General features: G+C 72.4%; 23 protein-coding genes and 1 pseudogene. 13 read left to right on the top strand and 11 right to left on the bottom strand.

The window, feature by feature from the left end:
• Window positions 1-374: 374 nt before the first annotated feature.
• The 5 genes from ACZ4QV_RS41475 to ACZ4QV_RS41455 all read right to left on the bottom strand — a co-directional run bounded on the left by ACZ4QV_RS41475 (window position 375) and on the right by ACZ4QV_RS41455 (window position 4,143).
• Window positions 375-1,070 (bottom strand): HAD family hydrolase, encoded by a 696-nt coding sequence (locus ACZ4QV_RS41475; RefSeq protein ID WP_361154972.1) that lies wholly within the window; start codon window positions 1,068-1,070, stop codon window positions 375-377.
• A 31-nt stretch (window positions 1,071-1,101) separates the two neighbouring features.
• The gene (locus tag ACZ4QV_RS41470; RefSeq protein ID WP_467764448.1) at window positions 1,102-1,788 is read right to left on the bottom strand and encodes a phosphatase PAP2 family protein; all 687 of its coding nucleotides are present in this window, start codon (window positions 1,786-1,788) and stop codon (window positions 1,102-1,104) included.
• A 162-nt stretch (window positions 1,789-1,950) separates the two neighbouring features.
• Window positions 1,951-2,889 carry a M56 family metallopeptidase gene (locus tag ACZ4QV_RS41465; protein WP_361154976.1) on the bottom strand — a complete coding sequence of 313 codons (939 nt, stop codon included), beginning with the start codon at window positions 2,887-2,889 and terminating at the stop codon, window positions 1,951-1,953.
• Between the two features lie 91 nt (window positions 2,890-2,980).
• Window positions 2,981-3,571 (bottom strand): DUF5134 domain-containing protein, encoded by a 591-nt coding sequence (locus ACZ4QV_RS41460; RefSeq protein ID WP_361619476.1) that lies wholly within the window; start codon window positions 3,569-3,571, stop codon window positions 2,981-2,983.
• 179 nt (window positions 3,572-3,750) lie between these two features.
• On the bottom strand, window positions 3,751-4,143 hold the full coding sequence (locus tag ACZ4QV_RS41455; RefSeq protein WP_361619474.1) for a VOC family protein: 393 nt from the start codon (window positions 4,141-4,143) through the stop codon (window positions 3,751-3,753).
• A gap of 138 nt (window positions 4,144-4,281) precedes the next feature.
• On the opposite strand from ACZ4QV_RS41455, the gene ACZ4QV_RS41450 reads away from it, so the two are divergent.
• A complete protein-coding gene (locus ACZ4QV_RS41450) occupies window positions 4,282-4,815 on the top strand; it encodes a GNAT family N-acetyltransferase (RefSeq protein WP_361154982.1) in 534 nt (177 codons plus the stop codon).
• A 118-nt stretch (window positions 4,816-4,933) separates the two neighbouring features.
• On the opposite strand, the gene ACZ4QV_RS41445 is transcribed toward ACZ4QV_RS41450, so the two are convergent.
• Window positions 4,934-5,617, bottom strand: a complete 684-nt coding sequence (locus ACZ4QV_RS41445; protein ID WP_361154984.1) for a glycerophosphodiester phosphodiesterase — start codon at window positions 5,615-5,617, stop codon at window positions 4,934-4,936.
• Window positions 5,618-6,549: 932 nt separating this feature from the next.
• On the opposite strand from ACZ4QV_RS41445, the gene ACZ4QV_RS41440 reads away from it, so the two are divergent.
• The 4 genes from ACZ4QV_RS41440 (at window position 6,550) to ACZ4QV_RS41425 (ending at window position 10,522) form a co-directional block, all read left to right on the top strand.
• A complete protein-coding gene (locus ACZ4QV_RS41440) occupies window positions 6,550-7,947 on the top strand; it encodes a DUF6421 family protein (protein ID WP_361154985.1) in 1,398 nt (465 codons plus the stop codon).
• A 47-nt stretch (window positions 7,948-7,994) separates the two neighbouring features.
• Complete coding sequence (locus tag ACZ4QV_RS41435; protein WP_361154987.1) at window positions 7,995-8,756, top strand: SDR family NAD(P)-dependent oxidoreductase; 762 nt, start codon at window positions 7,995-7,997, stop codon at window positions 8,754-8,756.
• Window positions 8,753-9,823 carry a threonine aldolase family protein gene (locus ACZ4QV_RS41430; RefSeq protein WP_361154989.1) on the top strand — a complete coding sequence of 357 codons (1,071 nt, stop codon included), beginning with the start codon at window positions 8,753-8,755 and terminating at the stop codon, window positions 9,821-9,823. The genes ACZ4QV_RS41435 and ACZ4QV_RS41430 overlap by 4 nt, the downstream gene beginning before the upstream one ends.
• Window positions 9,824-9,916: 93 nt before the next feature.
• Complete coding sequence (locus tag ACZ4QV_RS41425; protein WP_361154991.1) at window positions 9,917-10,522, top strand: transglutaminase-like domain-containing protein; 606 nt, start codon at window positions 9,917-9,919, stop codon at window positions 10,520-10,522.
• Between the two features lie 31 nt (window positions 10,523-10,553).
• Here ACZ4QV_RS41425 and ACZ4QV_RS41420 read toward each other — a convergent pair whose 3' ends face one another.
• The gene (locus tag ACZ4QV_RS41420; RefSeq protein WP_361154992.1) at window positions 10,554-11,267 is read right to left on the bottom strand and encodes a lysophospholipid acyltransferase family protein; all 714 of its coding nucleotides are present in this window, start codon (window positions 11,265-11,267) and stop codon (window positions 10,554-10,556) included.
• Between the two features lie 331 nt (window positions 11,268-11,598).
• On the opposite strand from ACZ4QV_RS41420, the gene ACZ4QV_RS41415 reads away from it, so the two are divergent.
• The 6 genes from ACZ4QV_RS41415 to ACZ4QV_RS41390 all read left to right on the top strand — a co-directional run bounded on the left by ACZ4QV_RS41415 (window position 11,599) and on the right by ACZ4QV_RS41390 (window position 16,290).
• Window positions 11,599-11,931, top strand: a complete 333-nt coding sequence (locus ACZ4QV_RS41415; RefSeq protein WP_030999263.1) for a thioredoxin family protein — start codon at window positions 11,599-11,601, stop codon at window positions 11,929-11,931.
• 210 nt (window positions 11,932-12,141) lie between these two features.
• On the top strand, window positions 12,142-12,666 hold the full coding sequence (locus ACZ4QV_RS41410; RefSeq protein ID WP_361155248.1) for a flavin reductase family protein: 525 nt from the start codon (window positions 12,142-12,144) through the stop codon (window positions 12,664-12,666).
• A 275-nt stretch (window positions 12,667-12,941) separates the two neighbouring features.
• Window positions 12,942-13,730 carry an electron transfer flavoprotein subunit beta/FixA family protein gene (locus ACZ4QV_RS41405; RefSeq protein WP_125048215.1) on the top strand — a complete coding sequence of 263 codons (789 nt, stop codon included), beginning with the start codon at window positions 12,942-12,944 and terminating at the stop codon, window positions 13,728-13,730.
• A 57-nt stretch (window positions 13,731-13,787) separates the two neighbouring features.
• Complete coding sequence (locus tag ACZ4QV_RS41400) at window positions 13,788-14,750, top strand: electron transfer flavoprotein subunit alpha/FixB family protein (protein WP_361154996.1); 963 nt, start codon at window positions 13,788-13,790, stop codon at window positions 14,748-14,750.
• Window positions 14,747-15,436 (top strand): ATP-binding protein, encoded by a 690-nt coding sequence (locus ACZ4QV_RS41395; protein ID WP_467764450.1) that lies wholly within the window; start codon window positions 14,747-14,749, stop codon window positions 15,434-15,436. Before ACZ4QV_RS41400 ends, ACZ4QV_RS41395 begins: the two co-directional genes overlap by 4 nt.
• The gene (locus ACZ4QV_RS41390; RefSeq protein ID WP_361154999.1) at window positions 15,436-16,290 is read left to right on the top strand and encodes an RNA polymerase sigma factor SigF; all 855 of its coding nucleotides are present in this window, start codon (window positions 15,436-15,438) and stop codon (window positions 16,288-16,290) included. Before ACZ4QV_RS41395 ends, ACZ4QV_RS41390 begins: the two co-directional genes overlap by 1 nt.
• A 68-nt stretch (window positions 16,291-16,358) precedes the next feature.
• Here the strand turns inward: ACZ4QV_RS41390 and ACZ4QV_RS41385 are convergent, their stop codons facing one another.
• On the bottom strand, window positions 16,359-16,574 hold the full coding sequence (locus ACZ4QV_RS41385; RefSeq protein WP_361637582.1) for a DUF5133 domain-containing protein: 216 nt from the start codon (window positions 16,572-16,574) through the stop codon (window positions 16,359-16,361).
• Between the two features lie 355 nt (window positions 16,575-16,929).
• Here ACZ4QV_RS41385 and ACZ4QV_RS41380 point away from each other — a divergent pair, with 355 nt between their 5' ends.
• Both ACZ4QV_RS41380 and ACZ4QV_RS41375 read left to right on the top strand, forming a co-directional pair.
• Window positions 16,930-18,252, top strand: coding sequence for an FUSC family protein (locus tag ACZ4QV_RS41380; protein WP_361637580.1), 1,323 nt, complete (start codon window positions 16,930-16,932; stop codon window positions 18,250-18,252).
• On the top strand, window positions 18,228-19,136 hold the full coding sequence (locus ACZ4QV_RS41375) for a PP2C family protein-serine/threonine phosphatase (protein WP_467764449.1): 909 nt from the start codon (window positions 18,228-18,230) through the stop codon (window positions 19,134-19,136). Before ACZ4QV_RS41380 ends, ACZ4QV_RS41375 begins: the two co-directional genes overlap by 25 nt.
• A gap of 96 nt (window positions 19,137-19,232) precedes the next feature.
• Here the strand turns inward: ACZ4QV_RS41375 and ACZ4QV_RS41370 are convergent.
• The 3 genes and pseudogenes from ACZ4QV_RS41370 to ACZ4QV_RS41360 form a co-directional block, all read right to left on the bottom strand.
• A pseudogene (locus ACZ4QV_RS41370) lies at window positions 19,233-19,704 on the bottom strand (NUDIX hydrolase).
• A gap of 88 nt (window positions 19,705-19,792) precedes the next feature.
• Window positions 19,793-20,724, bottom strand: a protein-coding gene (locus ACZ4QV_RS41365; RefSeq protein ID WP_467764447.1) for an IS5 family transposase whose coding sequence is annotated in 2 segments (ribosomal slippage) — window positions 19,793-20,308 and window positions 20,311-20,724 — 930 coding nt in all. Because the reading frame shifts where the segments join, the coding sequence is not laid out codon by codon here.
• A gap of 53 nt (window positions 20,725-20,777) precedes the next feature.
• Window positions 20,778-21,296 carry a DinB family protein gene (locus ACZ4QV_RS41360; RefSeq protein WP_361637578.1) on the bottom strand — a complete coding sequence of 173 codons (519 nt, stop codon included), beginning with the start codon at window positions 21,294-21,296 and terminating at the stop codon, window positions 20,778-20,780.
• Between the last annotated feature and the right edge of the window lie 138 nt (window positions 21,297-21,434).

Raw genomic sequence — 21,434 nt, 5'->3', positions numbered from 1 at the left:
TCGCCAGCGCGTCCGCTTCCCGGTGGAAACGCGGCGCCGCGGACTTGAGTTGGTCCGTATCTATGTCAAAGCCGTCACCGGCCATAGGTCCCCCCAGGAACTGTGCTTTCGCGTGTTCCCACAACCTATCGCGAGCCACTGACAACGCTTCAGTCACTTTCACGGCCGTAGCTGTTCACTGATCAAGTAATTGGCCGTATGTGGTCCGGGCGGCCACAGCCTTCCGATGTGGGCTGTCCGCGGCGCGGCGAGAAGTGAGACCGAATGGAGCTGCTTGTTTCTGCCGCCTTTGCGTGGATCCGTGGGCGCCGGTCGGGCGAAGGGGACCGCCCCCGGTTTCCGGCGCCACAAGGCGCCCGCCGGGTGTGCGAAGGTCAGCCGGCCGAGGCCAGGGCGGGGCGGAGGCCGTCGGGGCGTTCGGGGGGCGGGACGTGGTCGACGGGGAGGTAGGTGCAGCCCAGGGCGGTGGCTCCGCCGTCCGCGGTGCGGTCGTCGCCCACCATCAGGACCTCCGTGGGGGGCAGTCCCAGTTCCTCGCAGGCGATCTCGAACAGTCGTGGGTCGGGCTTCTGGATGCCGTGTTCGTACGACAGGACGTAGCTGTCGACGAAGCGGTCGAGGCCGTGTGCGCGGAGTACCGGCCGCAGGTCCCAGCCGATGTTGCTGACCACGCCGGTGCGGATGCCGCGCCGCCGCAGCTCGGACAGGACCTCGGCGGCATCCGGGTACGGCGCCCACGCGGCGGGTGTCATGTGGCGTTCGTACAGCGCGTCGTACAACGCGTCGTCGGGCAGCGGTACTTGCCGGGCCAGTCCGGTGTACAGCTCGCGGTGCCGGTCGGCGCTGCGGTCCCGGACCTCCCAGAGCGCGGCCAGCTCGGGCGGCATGTGGTCCGGCGACGAACCGCCGGGCAGCGCGCCGGCTCGGCTCAGCTCCGCCGCGAGGCGGGCCACCTCCTCCTCCGCGACGTCCGTCCCGGTCTCGTGCAGTACCGCCCGCAGCCAGCTCTCCGGCGATTCGATGCGCAGCAGCGTCCCGGAGAAGTCGAAGAGCACACCTTTGATCGTCATAGGGCCATCCTGGCGCGTCGGCGGCCCGCCGTCATCGCCGCGCTCCGTACCGGCGGGCGTACCCGGCCGCCGCGGCCGCCACCAGCGCCCCGCCCAGCAGCCAGCCCCCGAGCACGTCCGTGGCCCAGTGGACTCCCAGGTAGACGCGGGTGAGCCCGACACCCGCCACGGAAACGCCGACCAGCACCGCGGCCGCCCACAGTCGGCGCCGACGGGCCCCGGACAGCCGCAGCAGCCACAGCGCCAGGCCGCCCGCCACCGCGGCCGTCATGGCGTGGCCGGAGGGGAAGGCCGCGTAGTGCGCGGAGTCGACGGGGTCCGGCCACTCCGGACGCTGGCGCCCCACGAGCGCCTTCAGCACCTGCTGCAACGCCGTCCCGACGGCTGCTGTGACGGCCACCCAGCAGCCGAGCAGCCACTGCCCGCGGCGCAGTAGTGCGACGACCGCGACGGCCAGGAGGGCCCGCAGGGTCCACGGGTCCCACACCCAGTCCGAGAAGATTTTGTTGACGGAAGTCAGACCGGGGGCCGTGACGGCCGTGCGGTGCAGGGACGTGGCGATGCCGTGGTCGAAGGCGAGCAGCGGGCTCCAGCGGGCGGCCACCAGGGCGAGGAGGGCGGTGAAGGGAAGGAGCAGGAGGAGAGCGAGGCGTACGGAGCGGCGTGGTGAGGGGGGCGACGTGCTGGGCGCCGGGAGGGTGGCGGGGGTGGGGGGCATGAGGGAATCCTCGCGGAGGCGTGCGGGGTGGGGCCAGGGAGACTCCGTACGGGGGTGTGTTCGTACGACGGCGGGTGCCCGGCCGCGTACGCCCGAACCGCCTCGGTGCGCCCGTGCGCTCACGCCCCCGCGCCCGTACCCCCTCAGCGCGCTCCTCGCCCCTCAGTACGTCAGCGCGCTCAGTCCCGGTATGAACGTCACCAGGAGCGGGATCGCCGGGACGAGAGCCGCGACCGCGGTCATGCGCAGGCGGCGGCCGGGGGTGAAGCGCGGGGCCGGGGCGAGCAGGCGGTGTACGCGGTGGGGGAGCTGGGCGCACTGGGCGGGGCAGGGACCGAACACCCCGCGGTCCTCGTTGAGTTCGACCAGGGCCAGGGCGATCGTCAGGCGGCCGAAGCGGCGCGAGGCCACGTCGTCGGCGGCCAGTTCGACCAGCCGGTGCACCTGGTCGCGGAACGCGGCGAAGACCGGGACCTGCGGGAATCCGGCCGCGAGGGCCGAGGCGCAGTACAGCAGCACGTCGTGGCGGGCCCGCGCGTGGCCCTGCTCGTGGGCGATCAGCGCGTCGAGCTGACGGCCTTTCAGGCGGCGCAACGCCGAGGTGGTGACGACCAGTTGAGGGGTGGCGCCGGGCAGCCACCACGCTTCGGGGCGGTCGCCTTCGAGGACCACGAGCCGGTCACCGGAGGGCTCCTCGCCGGGCAGCAGCGGGGAGCGCCGCAGCAGGTCGGTGCGCCGCTGCCGCCGCCGGGCGCGGGCGCCGCGTACCTCGCGGGTGAGCATGACGGCCGTCCACGCGCCGCCGCCCGCCAGTATTGCGGCCAGTACGCCGGACCACGGGCCGTAGTCCTTGAGGGCGTACGCCTCGACGACGACGCGCGGCGCATGGCCGAAGAGGTGACTGCGTACGGCTTCCCACGCGGCGGCGCCGAAGAGGGACATCGCGAGGGCGCAGCACAGCAGTACGGTGGCGACCACGCACTGCCACACCCACAGGGCGAGCACCGGTTCGCGGTCGGGCCATTCGGCGCGGGCCATCAGGCGCGGCGCCGTCGCCGCGACCAGCGCGCCGAGCATCATCAGCGCGAGGGGGACCATCATGGCTTCAGCCTATGAGCGCGCGGCTACTGCGAGGTACGATCCGCCACGGAAGTGACGTATACCACGGCCCCCGAAGCTCGAAGGGCCAGACTCAAAGGACCAGCAGCATCGCGAACATGCCGATGCCCATCGCCACCCGGCACGCTCCCACGACCTCCGGCCAGGAGGCCCGCGCCGGGGCTTGCACGGCGTCGTCCGCCGTGCCGGGAGCGGCCGCCGGTGTCAGCCGTACGCCGGCGGCGACGACGTACACGGCGTAGTAGGCCAGGAGCAGCACCGTGAACACCGGCAGTCCGCCAGGCCCCGTCGACCCCATGTGCTCCATGGACCCCGCGTGTGACGTGTGCGCACCACCACCCGGCCCGCCGCCGGGGACGGACACCATCGCCAGGGACATGTAGACCATCGCCGCCGCGCCCACCGCGTGGTGCGGATGCCTGCGCAGCAGCGCCCACAGGCCCGCGGCGCCGAAGACGGCCGCGAACGCCCAGGGGGCCCAGGGTGGCTGCGCCACGGCCGTGGCGGGTACGGCCATCGCCGCCATGCCCAGCCCCATCAGCGCCTCACCGCGCGCTTCCCGCCGCTGTGCGGCCGTACCGCGCCGTACGCTCGACAGGCAGTACGCGCCCGCTCCGGCACACAGCAGCACCAGCAGCCAGCCGACCCATGGCGGTCCGTGCACGGCGTCCTCCCCGAGAGCCCGTACGGCGGTCGCACGCGGGCGACGGTGCGGCGCGGCGTCGTGCGGCCCGGTACAGCGGCATCGTGCCCCGCTGACGGGTCGGGGACGCCCGCCGGAAACCCGGCATCGGGAGCGCACGGGCGCACGGTGGGGAGCATGGGCGGGCGGAGCCGCGGAGGTCAGATGCCGGGCCGGTACCGCAGCGGGTGGTCCGCCGGGACCTCGGTCAGCACGATGCGGTGGCCGTCCGGGTCCGCGATCCACATCTCGATCAGGCCCCACGGCTCCTTCACCGGAGGGCGCAGGACCTCCACCCCACGGGCCACCAGTTCCTCGTGCGCCGCGGCGGCGTCGGCGACCTGGAGCCAGAGTTGGAGCGTGGCCGTAGGGGGCTCGGGGGAGCGGCCGGAGACCTCCAGGAAGCCGCCGCCGAGGAAGTAGACCGTGCCGCGCTCCGGGCCGGTACCGAATTCGCGGTAGACCTCCAGGCCCAGCGCGCCGCCGTAGAACTCCCGCGACCGCTCGGGGTCGGACGGCCGCACCAGCACCCTGCTGCTCAGTACATGCACCATGCTGCGGACCCTACGCCTTCGGGCGGGCCGGGGCGGTGGCGCGGTCGCTCTTGTTAGCCTCCGGTACGGCCGTACCGCGCGACGCCCCGGCGCCGGCGCCCGTACGCCGCGCCGCACGCCACCGAGAGGACACCGCCGATGCCGACCGTCGAGCTGACCTACAGAACCGCCACCGAAGCCGACGTCCCGGCGGTCGTCGAGCTGATCGAGTCCGCCTACCGCGGCGACGCGAGCCGGGTCGGCTGGACCACCGAGGCGGACCTGCTGGAAGGCCAGCGCACCGACCCGGAGGGTGTCACGGCCGTCGTGCGCGACGCGGACAGCCGGCTGCTGCTCGCCGAGAACGCGGGGGAGGTCGTCGCCTGCTGCCAGCTCGAACACCGCGGTGACCACGTGTACTTCGGCATGTTCGCGGTCCGGCCCGAGCTCCAGGGCGGTGGCTTCGGCAAGGTCATCATGGCCGAGGCGGAGCGCACCGCCCGCGCCGAGTGGGACGCGGCCGAGATGCGGATGACGGTCATCCGGCAGCGGGACGAGCTGATCGCCTGGTACGAGCGGCGCGGCTTCCGGCGTACCGGGAAGATGTTCCCGTTCCCGTACGGTGACGAGCGGTTCGGCATCCCGCAGCGCGCCGACCTGGAGTTCGAGCTGCTGGTCAAGACGCTCGGCTGAGGCGCCGGGCGGGCCGCCCCGTACCGCGGCAGCCCGCCCGTACCGCCCGTACCGCTCGTCATGCGGTGACCCGCCCGTAACCGCGTCCTGCGGCGGCCTGCCGCCGCCGCGCCGCACTTCAGGCCGTGAACCGCACCGCCCGCCGGATCTCGGGGAAGTCGGTCACCACGCCGTCCAGCCCCAGGCCGCGGCTGAGCCGGAGCTGGTCGTGGGTGTTGACGGTCCAGCCGAGCACGCGCAGCCCCGCGGTGTGGGCCCGTTCCACCAGCTCCAGGGTGAGCCTGCGGATGTCGAGGGAGAGCGCCGAGGCGCCCACGGCCCGGGCGCGGTCCACCACGTCGATGCCGTAGTGCTCGGCGACCAGTGCGGTCCGTACGCCGGGCAGCAGCCGGGAGACGGTGGCCAGCGCCTCGTCGTGGAAGGAGATCACCTCGACCCGGGCGGTCAGGTCACGGGCGCGCAGGACGTCGGCGAGTGCCCGGGCGGCGGCCGCGTCCTTGATCTCCGCCTGCAGCGGTGCCCGTACCGCGTCCACGATCTCCTCGAACACCGGAATCCGCTCGCCGTCGCCGGCGTCCAGTTCGCGCAGCTCGGCCAGGGTGCGGTCGGCGATCGGCCCCGTCCCGTCGGTCGTGCGGTCCACGTCCGCGTCGTGCATGACCACGAGCGCGCCGTCCTTGCTCAGGTGCAGGTCCAGCTCGATGACGTCGAGACCTTCGCGTTCGGCGCGGGCGAACGAGCGCAGGGTGTTCTCCGGCTCGACGCCCATCATCCCGCGGTGTCCGATGGTGAGAAAGGACAAGGCTGCCTCGTTTCTGTCGGGGGTGCCGGCAGACCGGTACCGGCCGCGGGCCACTGCTGCCGGACCTGTCCCGAGCGCGGGCCCACCGGCTGCACTTTCGAAACGGCGCACAGCCTAACGGGCGCCCGGAAGGCCGGAACCGATGTCGGACAGCGCTCCGACGTGGCCGGAACGGGGACTTGTCAGGTCTGCGGCCACACCCGCCGGGGCCGGGAAATCCGGGGTGGCGTCGGGGCTCGCGGCGGCCGGAACCGCGGCGAGGGGCGTGCGCCGGGGCGTCGCGCCCCTCCGGCCGGGGGCTTCCGCCCGGAATGCGGCTCACTCGTGCGTGGGCGAGTCCTCCGCGCGCTGACGCGGCGGGCCGGCGGGGCGGTCCGCAGGGGTGCGGGGCGGCCGGGACGGCCCGTACGGCGGGCCACGGCGACGGGCGGGCGGCAGGAGAGCGGAAGGGGAGTGACAGGAACCGGTCAAGGCGGTGGGTGTGGGCGCCGAGGCGGGGCGCAGGCGCCGTACCGGGGCGCCGAGCCGCCGAACCCCAGTTGGCGGGCCCGGCCGCCGGGTGCGCGCGGTGCTCCGTACGGGACGGTGCCGTACGGGAGCGGCTCGACGGGCGGACGGGAAACGGCCGGAACCACCCGCTCACCGAAGGCCGGTCCGCCGTGGCCGTCCGTCGTGGAGGGTGTCCGGCGGACGCCCTCCACCGGAGGGGACGACCCGTTGCGGGTACGTGTCGGTACGTGTTGAAACGTGCTGGAGGATGCGCGGTAGGCATAGGTCGGACTGACAGAAACTTCCGCTCCAGCTTCGGCAGGCAGGAAAAAGATTCGTGACCATAGGGGTTTGACGAAAGAATTTTCCCTGAGGCTCTTGAGGTCGCGGAGGGCCCGTGGATACCGTGTCCGCACAACAGGATCTCCTGCCGGAGGGTAGTCATGACGGAAATTCTTTCGCCTGTGGGTGCCCCGGGGGGCATCGGGACCGCAGAGCGTGTGGTCGCGCATCCCGCGTGGCCGGTGCTCAAGGACGCCGTCGAGGCCATCCGCCCGTGGCAGTCCAAGGACGGCTCGATCGACCTCGACGCCGAGGGCGTGCCCGCCGCCGACGACGTCCGGCGCGAGGTCGAGCGCGCCATATCGGCCATCGAGGAGCTGGCGCCGCTGCTCCCGCACGACGCCGCCTACCATCTGGCGCTCGTGGCGGACCTGCGCCGCTGGGCCGACGGCGGCTTCGCCGTGCCCGACTTCCTCGACTCGCTGCTGGCCTTCCAGCCCGCGCGGGAGCGTGTCGACGGCCGCCAGCACCTGGTCGTCTTTCCCATGTACACGCAGAACGGCAACCCGGACCGCAACTTCGAGGCGGTCGTGCTGCGCATGGTCTGGCCCGAGTGGCTGGCGGAGCTGGAGCGTACCCGTTACGACAACCCGCTGTTCTGCGGCATCACCTTCGAGGACTTCACCGCCGGGTACGACACCAACTCCGCCGTGCTCTTCCCGGAGACCATCGCCGTGCGCGAGGCACCCGAGCGCTTCACCTGGGGCGGCATCTTCTGCGACCGCGAGGCCGCCCGCTTCCGCCGGGTCAGCGAGGCCGCCGTCGAGACACTGGGCGTCGAACTGCCCGCCGACATCCGCGAGATGCTCGCCGACCAGGACCGCTGCCAGCAGGCGTTCGTGCTCTGGGACATGGTCCACGACCGCACCCACAGCCACGGCGACCTGCCGTTCGACCCCTTCATGATCAAGCAGCGGCAGCCGTTCTGGATGTACGGCCTGGAGGAACTGCGCTGCGACCTGACCGCCTTCAAGGAGGCCGTCAAGCTGGAGGCCGAGGGCTTCCGTCAGGCCCGCGACGTGCAGTACGCGGTGATCTTCGACCGGATGTTCCGCTTTCCCGTCACCGGCGACCGGGTACGCAACTACGACGGCCTCGGCGGCCAGCTCCTCTTCGCGTACCTGCACCGGCACGACGTCGTACGCTGGACGGACAACACCCTCCACATCGACTGGGAGCGCGCCCCGCAGGTCACCAACCAGCTGTGCGGCGAGATCGAGAAGCTCTACCGGGACGGCATCGACCGCCCCAAGCTGGTCCACTGGTTCGCCGCCTACGACCTCGTCTCCACCTACCTGGCCCCGCACCCCGGCTCCGTCTGGGCCAAGGGCCCCGACGCGCTCGACCTCGACAAGCCGCCGCGCAAGCTGGTCGACGACGTCCTGCCGGACGAGTTCCCGCTGAGCATGTTCTACGAGGCTCTCGCCAAGAAACTGCGCGGCGTGATTGCCTCCACCAAGGGCATCACAGCCGGAAGCGACGTACTGGCGGCGGTGTGAGCGCCGGCGGTACCCAGGGCACGCCGGAGCACAAGGAGACGAGGAACATGAGTACTGCGACCAACGGCCAGGGACTGCTGGAAGGCGCGGTCGTCGCGGTGGCCGGGGCGGCCGGCCCCGCGGGGCGGGCGACGCTGCTGCGGCTCGCCGAGGCGGGGGCGACCGTGGTCGCCGCCGACGCGGACGCCGCACGGCTGGCGGAGGCCGTGGACGCCGCGCGGTACGCGCACGGCGGCGCCACCGTCACCGGCGACACCGTGGACCTGCTGGACCTGGACGCGACCCGCGGCTGGGCCGACCGTACGGAGAAGGAGTTCGGCCGGATCGACGGCCTGGTGCACCTGGTCGGCGGCTGGCGCGGCTCCGCGTCCTTCGCGGAGACCGACCTCGGCGACTGGGACCTGCTGGAGAAGCTGCTCATCCGTACGGTCCAGCACACCTCGCTCGCCTTCCAGGGCGCGCTGGAGCGGTCCGGGAACGGCCGGTACCTGCTGGTCAGCGCGGCGGGCGCGAGCAAGCCCACGGCCGGGAACGCCGCGTACGCCGCGTCCAAGGCGGCGGCCGAGGCATGGACACTGGCCCTCGGCGACGCCTTCCGCAAGGCCGGGGGCGAGGACGGCCCGAAGGCGGCGGCTGCCATCCTGGTGGTCAAGGCGCTCGTCAACGACCAGATGCGCGCCGAGCGCCCGAATGCCAAGTTCGCGGGCTTCACGGACGTCAAGGACCTGGCCCAGGCCGTCAGCGGCGTCTGGGAGCGGCCCGCCCAGGAAGTGAATGGACAGCGTCTGTGGCTGACCCCCGAAGCGTGACCGAACGGCAGACCGACGCCCGGCGGCGCCACGACCCGGCGGTACGCGGCTTCGCCAGCGACAACTACGCCGGCGCCCACCCGGAGGTGCTGGCGGCCCTCGCCCTCGCCAACGGCGGCCACCAGGTCGCCTACGGCGAGGACGAGTACACCGAAGCGCTCCAGCGGACGGTCCGCAGCCACTTCGGGCAGACCGCCGAGGCGTTCCCGGTCTTCAACGGCACCGGCGCCAACGTCGTCGCCCTCCAGGCGATGACCGAGCGCTGGGGCGCGGTGATCTGCGCGGACACCGCGCACATCCACGTGGACGAGTGCGGCGCCCCGGAGCGGGTCGGCGGCCTGAAGCTGCTGACCGTACCGACCGAGGACGGCAAGCTCACCCCGGACCTGATCGACCGCGAGGCGTACGGCTGGGACGACGAGCACCGCGCGATGCCGCAGGTCGTCTCGATCACCCAGAACACCGAGCTGGGCACGGTCTACACCCCCGACGAGGTGCGGGCCATCTGCGAGCACGCCCACGAGCGCAACATGCTGGTGCACCTGGACGGGTCGCGGATCGCCAACGCGGCGGCGTCGCTGGACGTACCGATGCGGGCGTTCACGAACGCGGTCGGCGTGGACGTGCTCTCCCTGGGCGGCACGAAGAACGGGGCACTGTTCGGCGAAGCCGTGGTGGTCGTCAACCCGGACGCGGTGCGGGCGATGAAGCACGTACGCAAGATGTCCATGCAGCTCGCCTCCAAGATGCGCTTCATATCCGTGCAGTTGGAGGCGCTGCTCACGCGCGACCTCTGGCTGCGCAACGCCCGGCACGCCAACAGCATGGCCCAGCGGCTCGCCGCCGGCGTCCGCGAGGTGGACGGCGTGGAGATCCTCTACCCCGTCCAGGCCAACGCCGTCTTCGCGCGCCTGCCGCACGACGTCACCGAGCGGCTCCAGAAGCGCTACCGCTTCTACTTCTGGGACGAGGCCGCGGGCGATGTCCGCTGGATGTGCTCCTTCGACACGACGGAGGAGGACGTGGACGGTCTGCTGACCGCTCTGCGCGAGGAGATGGGCCGCTGATCCGGCCCCGCCCTCGACCCTCGGCTGAGTGAATATGCGCCTGACCGGAAAAGTATTTGCTTCCGGTCGGGCGCATCACTATCTTCATGGTTCATGGAGCTGCTCCAGTACGAGCCCGACATGTCCGCCTACCTCGCCGCTGACGACGTGATCGACCACGAGCACACCGTCGTGCGCGACACCGCTCAGCGGCTGCGCTCCACGGCGCCGGACGCATACTCATACGCCGAGGCGGCGTTCACGTACGTCCGCGACACGATCCCGCACAGCGCCGACCACGGGGACCCGCGGGTCACCTGGCGCGCCTCCGACGTCCTGGAGCAGCGCACCGGCATCTGCTTCGCCAAAGCACACGCCCTGACGGCCCTGCTGCGCGCCGAGGGCATCCCGGCCGCGCTGTGCTACCAGAAGCTGGACACCGCGCACGGTCTGATCGCGCTCAAGCTGCCGGGGGAGCGGCGCTGGGCGCGGCAGGACCCGCGAGGGAACAAACCCGGCGTCGACGCGCGGTTCCGCCTCGACCGGGAGCAGCTGGCCTGGCCCGTCCGGCCGGAGCTGGGGGAAGTGGACTATCCGTTGCTCTTCGCCGAGCCGCACCCCGCCGTGCTGCACTGCCTCCGGAAGGCCGTCGACCGCCCGCACCTGTGGCAACTCCTGCCGACCGCCCTGGAGATGCCCGAGCCGCGCCGGCGGGCATGATCCCGTGGCGCACCGGCCGGGCAGCCGCCGCTCAGGCGGTCGCGCCCGGTGCGGGAGCGGTGCCGCCGAGGTGGGCCGGGACCCACCAGGTGTCCTCCGGGCCCTTGGGGCGGACCGGGTACGCGCGCTGCGCCGCTTCCAGGAGGTCCTGCACGCGGGAGCGCAGCCGGTCGGTGATCTTCTCCGTCTGCTCGTCCGGCGACGCCTCGACCGGCTCGCCGATCCGGATGGTGATGGGGAAGTGGTTACGGCCCAGGTCCCGCTTGTGCCCCTTGGTCCACAGCCGCTGGGTGCCCCACAGCGCCATCGGCAGCAGCGGCACCCCCGCCTCCTGCGCCAGCCGGGCCGCGCCCGACTTGAAGGTCTTCAGGGTGAAGGACTCCGAGATCGTCGCTTCCGGGAAGACCCCGATGATCTCGCCGCCGCGCAGCGCGCTCAGCGCGTGCTTGTAGGCGTGCACACCCTGCGTACGGTCCACCGGGATGTGCTTCATCGCGCGCATCAGCGGCCCCGACACCTTGTGCCGGAAGACCGACTCCTTGGCCATGAAGCGCACCAGGCGCTTGGCGGGGCGGGCGGCCAGCCCGCAGAAGATGAAATCCAGGTATCCGATGTGGTTGCTCACCAGGACCGCGCCGCCGCGCCGGGGGATGTGGTCGGCCCCGGCGATGTCGAACTTCAGGTCGAGCGCCTTGAACGCCGCACGGGCGGCGCCGATGACGGGCGGGTAGACGAGCTCTGCCATGTCGGGGACCCCTTTTCTGTGCCTGGGGAGGGTTCTCCCGGCGAAGAAGTTACGCAGCCGTAAGTATGCGGCTTTCGGGAGATCGTGCCCGATCGGCGGCCCAGGGGCCACCGTACGGGACCCCGCTGCCGGGAGATTCTCGTCACGTGGTGGTCACACCGTCCAGTTGCCCGGTGCGGCAGAAGGTACACCTCGCGCCCGTACCCGGCGGGAATGAACGCGGCGCCGCGGACGCTGCACCCGTCGACGACAGGACCGACGGTGTGCGGCGCCGCCCCGCGGCAGCGGGCTTCCCCGGCGCGCCGCGCACCGGAGCGAGGGAGGGTGACGCGTGCGAGGGCAGGACGTGGGGACGCGGCTGGGCGCCGCCGAGGTCGGCGCCGGACTGGGGGAGCGGGCCACGCTCGTCCAGTTCTCCAGCGCCTTCTGCCAGCCCTGCCGGGCCACCCGGCGCACCCTGGCCGAGGTGGCCGGCATGGTGGACGGCGTGGCGCACGTCGAGATCGACGCGGAGGCGCACCTGGACCTGGTGCGGACCCTGCGGATCGAGCGCACGCCCACGGTGCTGGTTCTCGACGGGGACGGCGCGGTGGTGCGCCGGGCCGCCGGACAGCCCCGCAAGGCCGATGTCATCGCCGCTCTGGGGGCCGCGGTCCGTGATTGATCTCCCAGATGCCCGGCGTCACTTGACTGCCCGGCACACGCATCGTCAGGGTGACGTCATGCGGTCAGGCACCCTCCTTCACGGACGCGCGTACGCGGACCTCCGGCGCACCGTCGGTGTGCGCTGTCCCGGCGCGTGAGCAGCGACGACTTCGGCCGCGCCGGCGACGGCGCCGCTCCGTCCCGTACACCACGGCAGAAGGACACCTCCATGACGGCACCAGCCGCCCTCGGTACGCCCCGTTCCGCCACTCCCGACCTGCTGCGCTCCGTCTTCCGGCAGCACGCGGCGGGCGTCGCCGTGATCACCGCCCCGGGCGCCCGCCCGGTCGGCTTCACCGCCACCTCCGTGACCTCGGTGGCCGCCGACCCGCCGCTGCTGTCCTTCGGTATCAGCACCGGCTCCTCCAGTTGGGCCACGGTCGCCGAGGCCGGGTACGTCGGCGTGCACATACTGGGCGAGCACCAGCGGGAGCTGGCCGCCACCTTCGCGCGCAGCGGCGCCGACCGCTTCGCCGCGCCGACCTCCTGGCGCCCGGGTCCGTACGGCGTGCCGCTGCTGGACGGCGTGCTGGCCTGGCTGGTCTGCGAGGTGGTGGCCCGGGTGCCCGCCGGTGATCACCGGATCGTGCTCGGCCAGGTCGTCGAGGGCGACCCGGAGGGGTACGCCGGCACGGCGGGCCGCAGCCGCCCGCTCCTCTACCACGAGGGCCGCTTCAACGCCCTGCGCGACTGAGAGCCCCCTCCGAGCCCGCGCGGGTGTGCGCCGGGCGGCCGTCTCAACGCTTCGTGCGCCCCGCCGGTTCCGTGGGCGCGCCTCGTCCACCCCTTGCGGGGCCGTTGGCAACGTCACAGTTCAACGGCCTTGCTTCCGGGGAATGGGGTGGATGTACTGGCGAGTAATATTTCGGTGGGCGCGGGAGACCCGTCCGACCGGAAGCCGCCCCAACAGGCGCCTATGCTGCCAGCACAAGGCAGTTCGGAAGAGTCGAAGCAGGTAGGAGAGCCGGCGTGAGCCTGAGGATCGTTGTCTGTGTGAAGTACGTGCCCGACGCCACCGGCGACCGGCACTTCGCCGAGGACCTGACCGTCGACCGCGACGACGTGGACGGCCTGCTCTCGGAGCTCGACGAGTACGCGGTCGAGCAGGCCCTGCAGATCAAGGAAGCCGCCGACGGCGACGCGGAGATCACGGTCCTGACCGTCGGCCCCGAGGACGCCAACGACGCGCTGCGCAAGGCCCTGTCGATGGGCGCCGACAAGGGCGTGCACGTCGAGGACGACGACCTGCACGGCACCGACGCGCTCGGCACCTCCCTGGTCCTCGCCAAGGCCGTCGAGAAGACCGGCTACGACCTGGTCGTCTGCGGCATGGCCTCCACCGACGGCACCATGGGCGTGCTGCCCGCGCTGCTCGCCGAGCGCCTGGGCGTGCCGCAGGTGACCCAGCTGTCCGAGGTCTCCGTCGACGGCGGTGTCGTCAAGGGCCGCCGGGACGGTGACACCGCCACCGAGCACCTGGAGGCGTCGCTGCCGGCCGTCGTGTCGGTCACCGACCAGTCCGGCGAGGCCCGTTACCCCTCCTTCAAGGGCATCATGGCCGCCAAGAAGAAGCCGGTGGAGTCCCTGGACCTGGACGACCTGGACATCGAGGCGGACGAGGTCGGCCTGGAGGGCGCCTGGACCAAGGTCGAGGAAGCGGCCGAGCGTCCCGCCCGTACCGCGGGCACGATCGTCAAGGACGAGGGCGAGGGCGGCAAGCAGCTCGCCGAGTTCCTCGCGGGCCAGAAGTTCATCTGAGCCCCCGGAAACCCGTCCGCACCACCGCCCTCACTTTTCCCGCAGGAGAGCAATCCCATGGCTGAAGTCCTTGTCTACGTCGACCACGTGGACGGCGCCGTCCGCAAGCCCACCCTCGAACTGCTCACCCTCGCCCGCCGCATCGGCGAGCCGGTCGCCGTGCACCTCGGCCCCGGCGCCGACACCGCCGCCGCGACGCTCGCCGAGCACGGCGCGGTCAAGGTCCTGACCGCCGACGCCGCGGAGTTCGCCGACTACCTGGTCGCGCCGAAGGTCGACGCCCTCCAGGCCGCGTACGAGGCCGTCTCCCCGGCCGCCGTGCTGCTGCCGTCCTCCACCGAGGGCAAGGAGATCGGTGCCCGCCTCGCGGTCCGCATCGGCTCCGGCATCATCACCGACGCCGTCGACCTGGAGGCCGGCGACGAGGGCCCGGTGGCCACCCAGTCCGTCTTCGCCGCCTCGTACACCACCAAGTCCCGCATCACCAAGGGCACCCCGGTCATCACCGTCAAGCCCAACTCCGCCGCCCCGGAGGCCGCTCCGGCCGCCGGTACGGTCGAGCAGCTCGCGGTGACCGTCGCCGACGCCTCCAAGGGCACCAAGGTCGTCTCGCGCACCCCGCGCGAGTCCACCGGCCGCCCGGACCTGACCGAGGCCGCGATCGTGGTCTCCGGTGGCCGCGGCGTCAACGGCGCCGAGAACTTCCCGGTCATCGAGGCGCTCGCCGACTCGCTCGGTGCGGCCGTCGGCGCCTCGCGCGCCGCGGTGGACGCGGGCTGGTACCCGCACACCAACCAGGTCGGCCAGACCGGCAAGTCGGTCTCGCCGCAGCTATACATCGCCGCGGGCATCTCCGGCGCGATCCAGCACCGCGCCGGTATGCAGACCTCGAAGACCATCGTCGCCATCAACAAGGACGCCGAGGCGCCGATCTTCGACCTGGTCGACTACGGCGTGGTCGGCGACCTGTTCGAGGTCGTCCCGGCCCTCACCGACGAGGTCAAGACCCGCAAGGGCTGACCCCGCGGGGCGCGGCGGGTCCGCGCCGCGCCGGCAGTGACAGGCCCCAGGGCCCGTACGCACCCGCGTACGGCCCCTGGGGCCTGTCGCGGCTCCGGGGCCTTCGTCCCGCACGCGGGGACGTAAGCCCCGGGTTCCGGGCCGCGGGGCGGGCACACCGAGGGTGCCGGAACCCGACTGCGGCACCGAAGGGAAGACCCGCACGATGCCCCTGCCCCACGCCCCGACCGACGCCCCCGCCGGCGCCTCGCCCGGCGCCCCGACCGACGACTGCGTCCGCGCCCTGCGGATGCGGCTGCCGGCCGGCCCGCGGGCCCCCCCGCCTGGCCCGGGAGTCGGTCCGCGCCGTCCTGGACCCCGACCGCTACGCGCTCGGCGACGGCCGGACCTGCCTCTCCGAGGTGGTCGCCAACGCCGTACGCCACTCCACCGCGCCCGACATCCCGCTGATGCTGATCGGGGAGGCGGACGGCAGCCTCTTCGCGGCGGTCCGGGACACCGCCCGTACGGTACCGATGGCCACCGGCACCGCGGACGAGCCGCCGGCCGAGGACGGCCGGGGCCTGGAAATCCTGGGCGCCCTAGCGGACGGCTGGGGCTTCGACCGGACGCGCTCCGGTAAGTGGGTGTGGTTCCGCGTGCGCCACCCGCGTTCGTCCCCGGCCGGCGGGCGGGTGACCGCGTGATGAGCGACCTCGCACCCGTACGGGACAGACCCGTGACCGGACCGGCCGGGCTGCCCCGGCTGGCGGATGCCGGAGCCGTCACCCCGCAGGACGCCCGCGAGGTGTCCCAGCTCTTCTTCGAGCGGCTGGCCGGCCTCCCCGAGGGCGACCCCGCCCACCGGTACGCGCGGGACTGCCTGGTCGAGATGAATCTGTCCCTGGTGCACTACGCGGTCCGCAGGTTCCGCAGCCGTGCCGAGGAGACCGAGGACATGGTGCAGGTGGGGACCATCGGGCTGATCAAGGCGATCGACCGGTTCGACCTGTCGCGCGGGGCGCCGTTCAGCGCGTTCGCCGTGCCGTACATCGTCGGGGAGATCAAGCGTTACTTCCGGGACACCAGCTGGGCCGTGCATGTGCCGCGCCGGCTCCAGGAACTCCGTATCGACCTGGCCAGGGCGCGGGAGAAACTGGCGCACGACCTGAACCGGGCGCCCACCACCGCGGAACTGGCCCGGCATCTGGACCTGGACCAGGAAGACGTCATCGAGGGCCTGTACGCCGGAAACGGATATTCCGCCGATTCCCTGGACGCCCCGCCGGAGGACGGCGACGCGCGTTCCGCGGGCGGGATGCTCGCCGCCTACCTCGGGGGCGAGGACCCTGCCCTGGAAATGGCGGAGAACGTGCAGGCACTCAAACCGCTGCTGGACGGACTCGAAGAGCGGGAGCGGCGGATTCTGCATCTGCGGTTCGGCGCCGAACTCACCCAGACGGAGATCGGCAAGGCGCTCGGAATCTCCCAGATGCAGGTGTCGCGACTGCTGACCCGCATTCTCGCGAGGCTGCGCGAGGGAATGCTGGAAGGGCACTGAAACGACAGCAGCCGTGAAACGCTTCGACCCGCCTCCTGCCCGGGCAGGAGGCGGGCCGAAGCGTTTCTTCAGGCCGCTCGCCGGTATCCGGCGTCGTGCACGCGCAGCAGGCTACGGGCCTCGCGGAGGGCGGCGGCGGGGTCGCGGTGACCGGTGTAGACGCCGAGCGTGTAGGACACGTCCTCCAGACGGCACTCTCTTTCGCGGGCCGGGGAGCCGCTCTCGGTGAGACGCTGGTGTTCGTGGACGAGGTCCCGCAGTACGTCGTAATTGATCAGTCGCATGATCCGTCCTTTGCTGCGCGGTGGGGAGTCGGAAATCGGATGCGCTGCCGCGGAATGCCGCTCCGTCGGCCTGCTGCTTTCCCGGTGCCCCGGGTACGGGCCGGGCGGCGGGTCTTCCGTCCCTGGTTGTACGGGACCTTTTCCCGCCCGGCGTCGCCGAACGGCACCATTTCTCCCCGCGGCCGCATTTCGCCGCCGGCGCCCGCATATCCGGCGGCCGCACCGGACAAGACAAGGTTTCGGCGGCCCGCACCGTAGGCCGCCGACGGGACGAGGCCGGAGCGCGGAGGGAAAGGGGTGCACGTGCGGGAGGAGAAAGCGACACCGCCCGGGCGCCGGGCGGGCACCACACGCGGTGGTCGGGCTGGCGCGCATCCGTGACGGGCCCTGGGCGGTCCGGTGGCTGGTCGCCGTCCGGGCCGCCGTGGCGGCGGCGCTGGCCTGGCAGCTCTGCCGCAGCATGTGGGAGACGCCGCAGCCGGGCCCGGCGGTCGTCGCCGCGCTGCTGGTCGTCCACCCGACGGTGTTCCGCTCGTGCACGGCGGGGCTCCAGTACGCGGCCGGGTGCACGCTCGGCGCCCTGATCGCCCTGCCCGCCGCGGTCCTCGTCGGACCGACGTGGCTGAGCATGACCGCCGTCCTGCTGCTGTCCCTGCTGGCCGCCGGGCACGAACGCCTCGGCGCGCACGGACTGCACGTACCGATCACCGCGGTGTTCGTCCTCCTGCTCGGGCCGAACCACGCGGGGCAGATCCTGCCGCACCTGCTGGAGATCGGCGTGGGCATCGCCGTCGCGGTGCTCTTCAACGCCCTGCTGCCGCCGCCGCTGCGGCTGCGGGCGGCGGAGTCCGCCCTCGACCGCCTGCGGGACGATCTGGCCGGCGTGTTGGACGGCATGGCCACCGCGGTACGGGAAGGTCGGCATCCCGACGACGTACTCGGCGCACAGTGGCCTGCCCGCGTCGCGGACACCACCGCCACGGCCCGCAGCGCCCTCGGGCAGGCCCACGAGAGCCTGCGCTGGAACGTGCGCGCGCGGAACCGGAACGCCGTCTGGCACCTGGACCGCAAGGTCCTGGAGAGCCTGGAGCGGGTGGCGCACGACGCGGAGGCGTGCGTCGGCGCGCTCGACGCCCTCGCGGCGCAGCGCCCAGCGCCCGGCCTCGGCGGTGGCCGGCCCGGGCGCGGCAGTGGCCGGCCAGGGCACACCGCAGGACGGACCGGACGCGGCGGCGCGGACGGGCGCGTAGGACCGGGAGTTCCGGGCCGGCTGCGCCCGGCTGCTGACCTGCCTGGCGCTGTGCGTACGCGGCTGCCGGGGCGGCAGCCCGCACCCCGTGCTGCCCGCGACCCGCCGGGTGTGGCGGGAACTGGCCGAGCGGTGCGGCGACCGGCACGACAGCCTGGACGTCCGGGTGGCCGAGTACCGCCTCCTGATGCTGCTCGACCGGGCCCTGCACGACGTGGCGGGCGGCCGCCGCACGGTGCGTCCCACGCACAGCCGTACCGCCCCCGCCACCACCGAACTCGCCATCACCGCCAGGGAAGAAGCCCATGCGCAAGCAGCCGCCGAGCACCGCTGAGCGCCCTTCCGGGAACGCGCGGCACCGGTTCACGGCCCTGCTGCCGCGCGCGCTGCTCGGCCTCGCCTTCGTGCTGTTCGTACTGGCCGCCGTGACCGTGTCGACCGGCGTGCCGGAGCCCCGTCGGCTGACGGCCGGTCCGGTGTCCGAAGCGGCGGTGTGCACGGTACTGGCCGCCACGCTGGTGGCCCTCTCCGGCAGCGCGGTACGACGGCGGCGACAGCGCGCGCTGGACCGCGCCGACACATCGGCCGCGACTGCGCAGCAGGTCCTGCTGCGGCCGCTGCCCGGACGGATCGGAAACCTGCGCCTGCGCGGTACCTACCTTCCCGCGCGGACCGCGCCCCGTAGCGGCGGAGACCTCTACGACGCGGTACGCAGCCCGTACGGCACCCGCCTGCTCGTCGGCGATGTGCGGGCCAAAGGGATGCTCGCGGTGGAGGCGTCGGCGCTGCTGCTGCGCTCCTTCCGCGAAGCGGCGTACGCGGAGGAGCAGTTGACGGAGGTGGCCCGGCGGCTGGAGCACGACGCGCGGCGGCACATCGCGCGGCTGCCGGGCGCCGAGACGCCCGAACGGTTCGCCACCGCCCTGCTGGTGGAGATCCCCGAGGGCCCGGTGGCCCGGGTGGTCCACTGCGGGCACCCCGAACCTCTGCTCGTCGCCGGCGGCCGGGTCCGTCCCTGCCCGCCGGAGCGGCCCGGCGCCCCCGTCGGCATGGCCGACCTGGTGGGGGCCGGGCACGCGGTCCAGACGCTGCCGTTCCGGGCGGGGGAGCGGCTGGTGCTGCCCACCGACGGGTTCACCGAGGTCCGGGACGCGGCGGGGCGCTTCCACCCGTTCGCCGATCGGGTCGGCGAACGGGCCGCCGCGCCGCTGGACGACCTGGTGGACGGACTCCGCGCGGACCTGGTCCGGCACACGGGCGGGGAGCTGCGGGACGACGCCGCACTGCTCGTCGTCGAGCGCGCACCCGAATGAGCGGTGCGCGCCTGCTCGCCGGTACCGTCTAGGACTTGTCCGGTCGATCATGTGAGCCAGGTGACGGTCAAGCAGGAGTAGACGTTGGTGGTTTCCTCAGTGCTGGATCAGGCCGCCGACCGGGATGGACGCGACGTGGCCGGTTGCCGGAAGGGTCTGCGCCAGGGTGAGGCCGATGTCGACAAGTGACGACCGGCGCAGGCCAGCGACGTCGGGGATCGGAGTCCAGGTCGACTCGGCGATTTCGCCGTCCGGCTCCGGCCGGAGTTGGCCGCCGGTGATGCGGACTTGGTAGAAGATGCCGACATTCTGGTGTTCTGGCCCACCGGGGATGGCGCGTTCGGCTGCGGGGATGATCCTTGAGTCCACGCCCAGCAGGCGTTCGACCACCGCGTCGCAGCCGGTCTCCTCGGCGACTTCCCGGATCACCGCGTCGAACGGATCCTCCGCGTGCTCGACCCTTCCGCCCGGAAGGGTCCAGTTGGTCTCGCCATTCGGTGGTACGTGACAGGCGAGCAGCACCCGCCTGTCCTCGATGCACGGCGTAAGCCGCCAGCCGGAAACTCATCCCAACCTCCCCACCGGACGCTACCCCAAAGTCCAAGACCCGCGCGTCGCTAGTTCTACTGTCCGACACCCGGGCCTTGTCCTGCCGGTTACGTTCGCAGCCAGATGACGAGGGCTGCCGCTGTCGCGGTGCCGAGGAAGACATAGCCGCGCTTGTCGTAGCGGGTGGCGACCGCCCGGTGCTGCTTCATGCGGTTGATGGCCCGTTCCACGGTGTTGCGCTTCTTGTACATCTCTTCGTCGAAGCCCGGTGGCCGTCCGCCGTGTGAGCCAGTGCGAAGACGGGCTGCCTGGCTGTCGATCTTCTCCGGGATGGTGTGCCGGATGCCCCGCCGTCGCAGCTGATCACGGCAGGGCCCATTGCTGTATGCCTTGTCCGCCGCCAGGCTGCCGGGCTTCTTGCGGGGTCTTCCCAGGCCGGTCCGTGGGACGCGGATCTTCTCCAGTACCGACTTGAACTGAATGCAGTCCGCCCGCTGCCCGGGTGTGACGATCAGGGACAGCGGACGGCATCGGCCGTCGGTGCTCAGGTGGAGCTTGCTGGTGAACCCGCCCCGCGTGCGGCCCAGGCCCTCACTTCCAGCACCACCTCCACCAGGCGGGCGACGAGGCTCTGCCACGCGCTTTCGCCCTGGTGTTCCGGCGTTTCGGCCTCCTTTGAGGCCGAAACCGGAGGGGGATCGGTGCGGGCACCGGCCGCGTGCTGGTGTGCGCGGACGATGGTGGAGTCGACCGAGACGTCCCAGTCGATCTCGCCGGCGGCATCGGCGGCGGCCTGTACCTGCTGGAGCAGACGCTCCCACGTTCCGTCGGCCGACCACAGCCGGTGGCGTTCATGGACGGTCTTCCACGGCCCGAACCGCTCGGGGAGGTCGCGCCACTGCACGCCGGTCCGGACCCGGTGCAGAATTCCGTCAATCACCTGCCGGTGATCCCGCCATCTGCCACAACGCCTGTTGCTGACCGGCAGAAACGGCTTTAGCCGTTCCCACTCCGCGTTAGTCAGATCACCCCGCCCCATGCCAACACAAACGACCCGGTCAGGGACTCGTCACATGATCGACCGGACAAGTCCTAGTCGCCCGTCACCCCGTCGATCCGCTCCCGCAGCAGGTCCGCGTGCCCGTTGTGCCGCGCGTACTCCTCGATCATGTGGACGTACACCCACCGGAGGCTGATGGTCCGGCCGTCCGCCATCGTGAACGTGTCGTCCAGGCCGCGGTGCGCCACGGCCCGGTCGGCGGCTTCGCACTCGGCACGCAGCACCGCGAGCGCCTCCTCGGCGCCGGCGGTGTCGAGGTTCTCGAAGTCGGCGTCCGGCTGCTCGTCGGTGAAGTAGAGATTGCCGATCTTCTGGCCCGCGACACGTGTCCGGAACCAGGAGCGCTCCACCTCCGCCATGTGCCGGACCAGACCGAGCAGCGTCAGGTTCGACGGCTCGGCGCTGGCCCGGACGAGCTGTTCCGGGGTGAGCCCGGCGCATTTGGCCAGCAGGGTGTCACGGTGCCGGTCCAGCCAGCCCTGGAGCATGCTGCGTTCGTCCGCCACGTACGGCTCGGTACGGCGGTCCACCTCGGGTGCGATCCATGTCATGCGGGAGAGTGTCGCCCGGCGTGATCGGAAACGCCATGGGTTAACGGGCTCTCCCGCGATTGGTCGTGAGGCGTGTTGGCCTGGCTCCTGAGGCAAGGGCCCGCTACGCGGAGCCGCGCTAGTAATAGCCCTTCGTGC

The sequence above is a fragment of the Streptomyces sp. NPDC026394 genome, from assembly GCF_055567735.1.
The sequence above is the reverse complement of the archived record's forward strand: the minus strand, read 5'-3'. Positions and strand labels throughout refer to the sequence as shown.

What these genes read in the sequence shown, in the direction of transcription:
- ACZ4QV_RS41455 (WP_361619474.1), bottom strand. Translation starts at nt 4,143, where the DNA reads ATGGTGCATGTACTGAGCAGCAGGGTGCTGGTGCGGCCGTCCGACCCC.
- ACZ4QV_RS41465 (WP_361154976.1), bottom strand. Translation starts at nt 2,889, where the DNA reads ATGATGGTCCCCCTCGCGCTGATGATGCTCGGCGCGCTGGTCGCGGCG.
- ACZ4QV_RS41390 (WP_361154999.1), top strand. Translation starts at nt 15,436, where the DNA reads ATGAGCGACCTCGCACCCGTACGGGACAGACCCGTGACCGGACCGGCC.
- ACZ4QV_RS41440 (WP_361154985.1), top strand. Translation starts at nt 6,550, where the DNA reads ATGACGGAAATTCTTTCGCCTGTGGGTGCCCCGGGGGGCATCGGGACC.
- ACZ4QV_RS41360 (WP_361637578.1), bottom strand. Translation starts at nt 21,296, where the DNA reads ATGACATGGATCGCACCCGAGGTGGACCGCCGTACCGAGCCGTACGTG.
- ACZ4QV_RS41400 (WP_361154996.1), top strand. Translation starts at nt 13,788, where the DNA reads ATGGCTGAAGTCCTTGTCTACGTCGACCACGTGGACGGCGCCGTCCGC.
- ACZ4QV_RS41385 (WP_361637582.1), bottom strand. Translation starts at nt 16,574, where the DNA reads ATGCGACTGATCAATTACGACGTACTGCGGGACCTCGTCCACGAACAC.
- ACZ4QV_RS41435 (WP_361154987.1), top strand. Translation starts at nt 7,995, where the DNA reads ATGAGTACTGCGACCAACGGCCAGGGACTGCTGGAAGGCGCGGTCGTC.
- ACZ4QV_RS41410 (WP_361155248.1), top strand. Translation starts at nt 12,142, where the DNA reads ATGACGGCACCAGCCGCCCTCGGTACGCCCCGTTCCGCCACTCCCGAC.
- ACZ4QV_RS41420 (WP_361154992.1), bottom strand. Translation starts at nt 11,267, where the DNA reads ATGGCAGAGCTCGTCTACCCGCCCGTCATCGGCGCCGCCCGTGCGGCG.
- ACZ4QV_RS41470 (WP_467764448.1), bottom strand. Translation starts at nt 1,788, where the DNA reads ATGCCCCCCACCCCCGCCACCCTCCCGGCGCCCAGCACGTCGCCCCCC.
- ACZ4QV_RS41475 (WP_361154972.1), bottom strand. Translation starts at nt 1,070, where the DNA reads ATGACGATCAAAGGTGTGCTCTTCGACTTCTCCGGGACGCTGCTGCGC.
- ACZ4QV_RS41450 (WP_361154982.1), top strand. Translation starts at nt 4,282, where the DNA reads ATGCCGACCGTCGAGCTGACCTACAGAACCGCCACCGAAGCCGACGTC.
- ACZ4QV_RS41425 (WP_361154991.1), top strand. Translation starts at nt 9,917, where the DNA reads ATGGAGCTGCTCCAGTACGAGCCCGACATGTCCGCCTACCTCGCCGCT.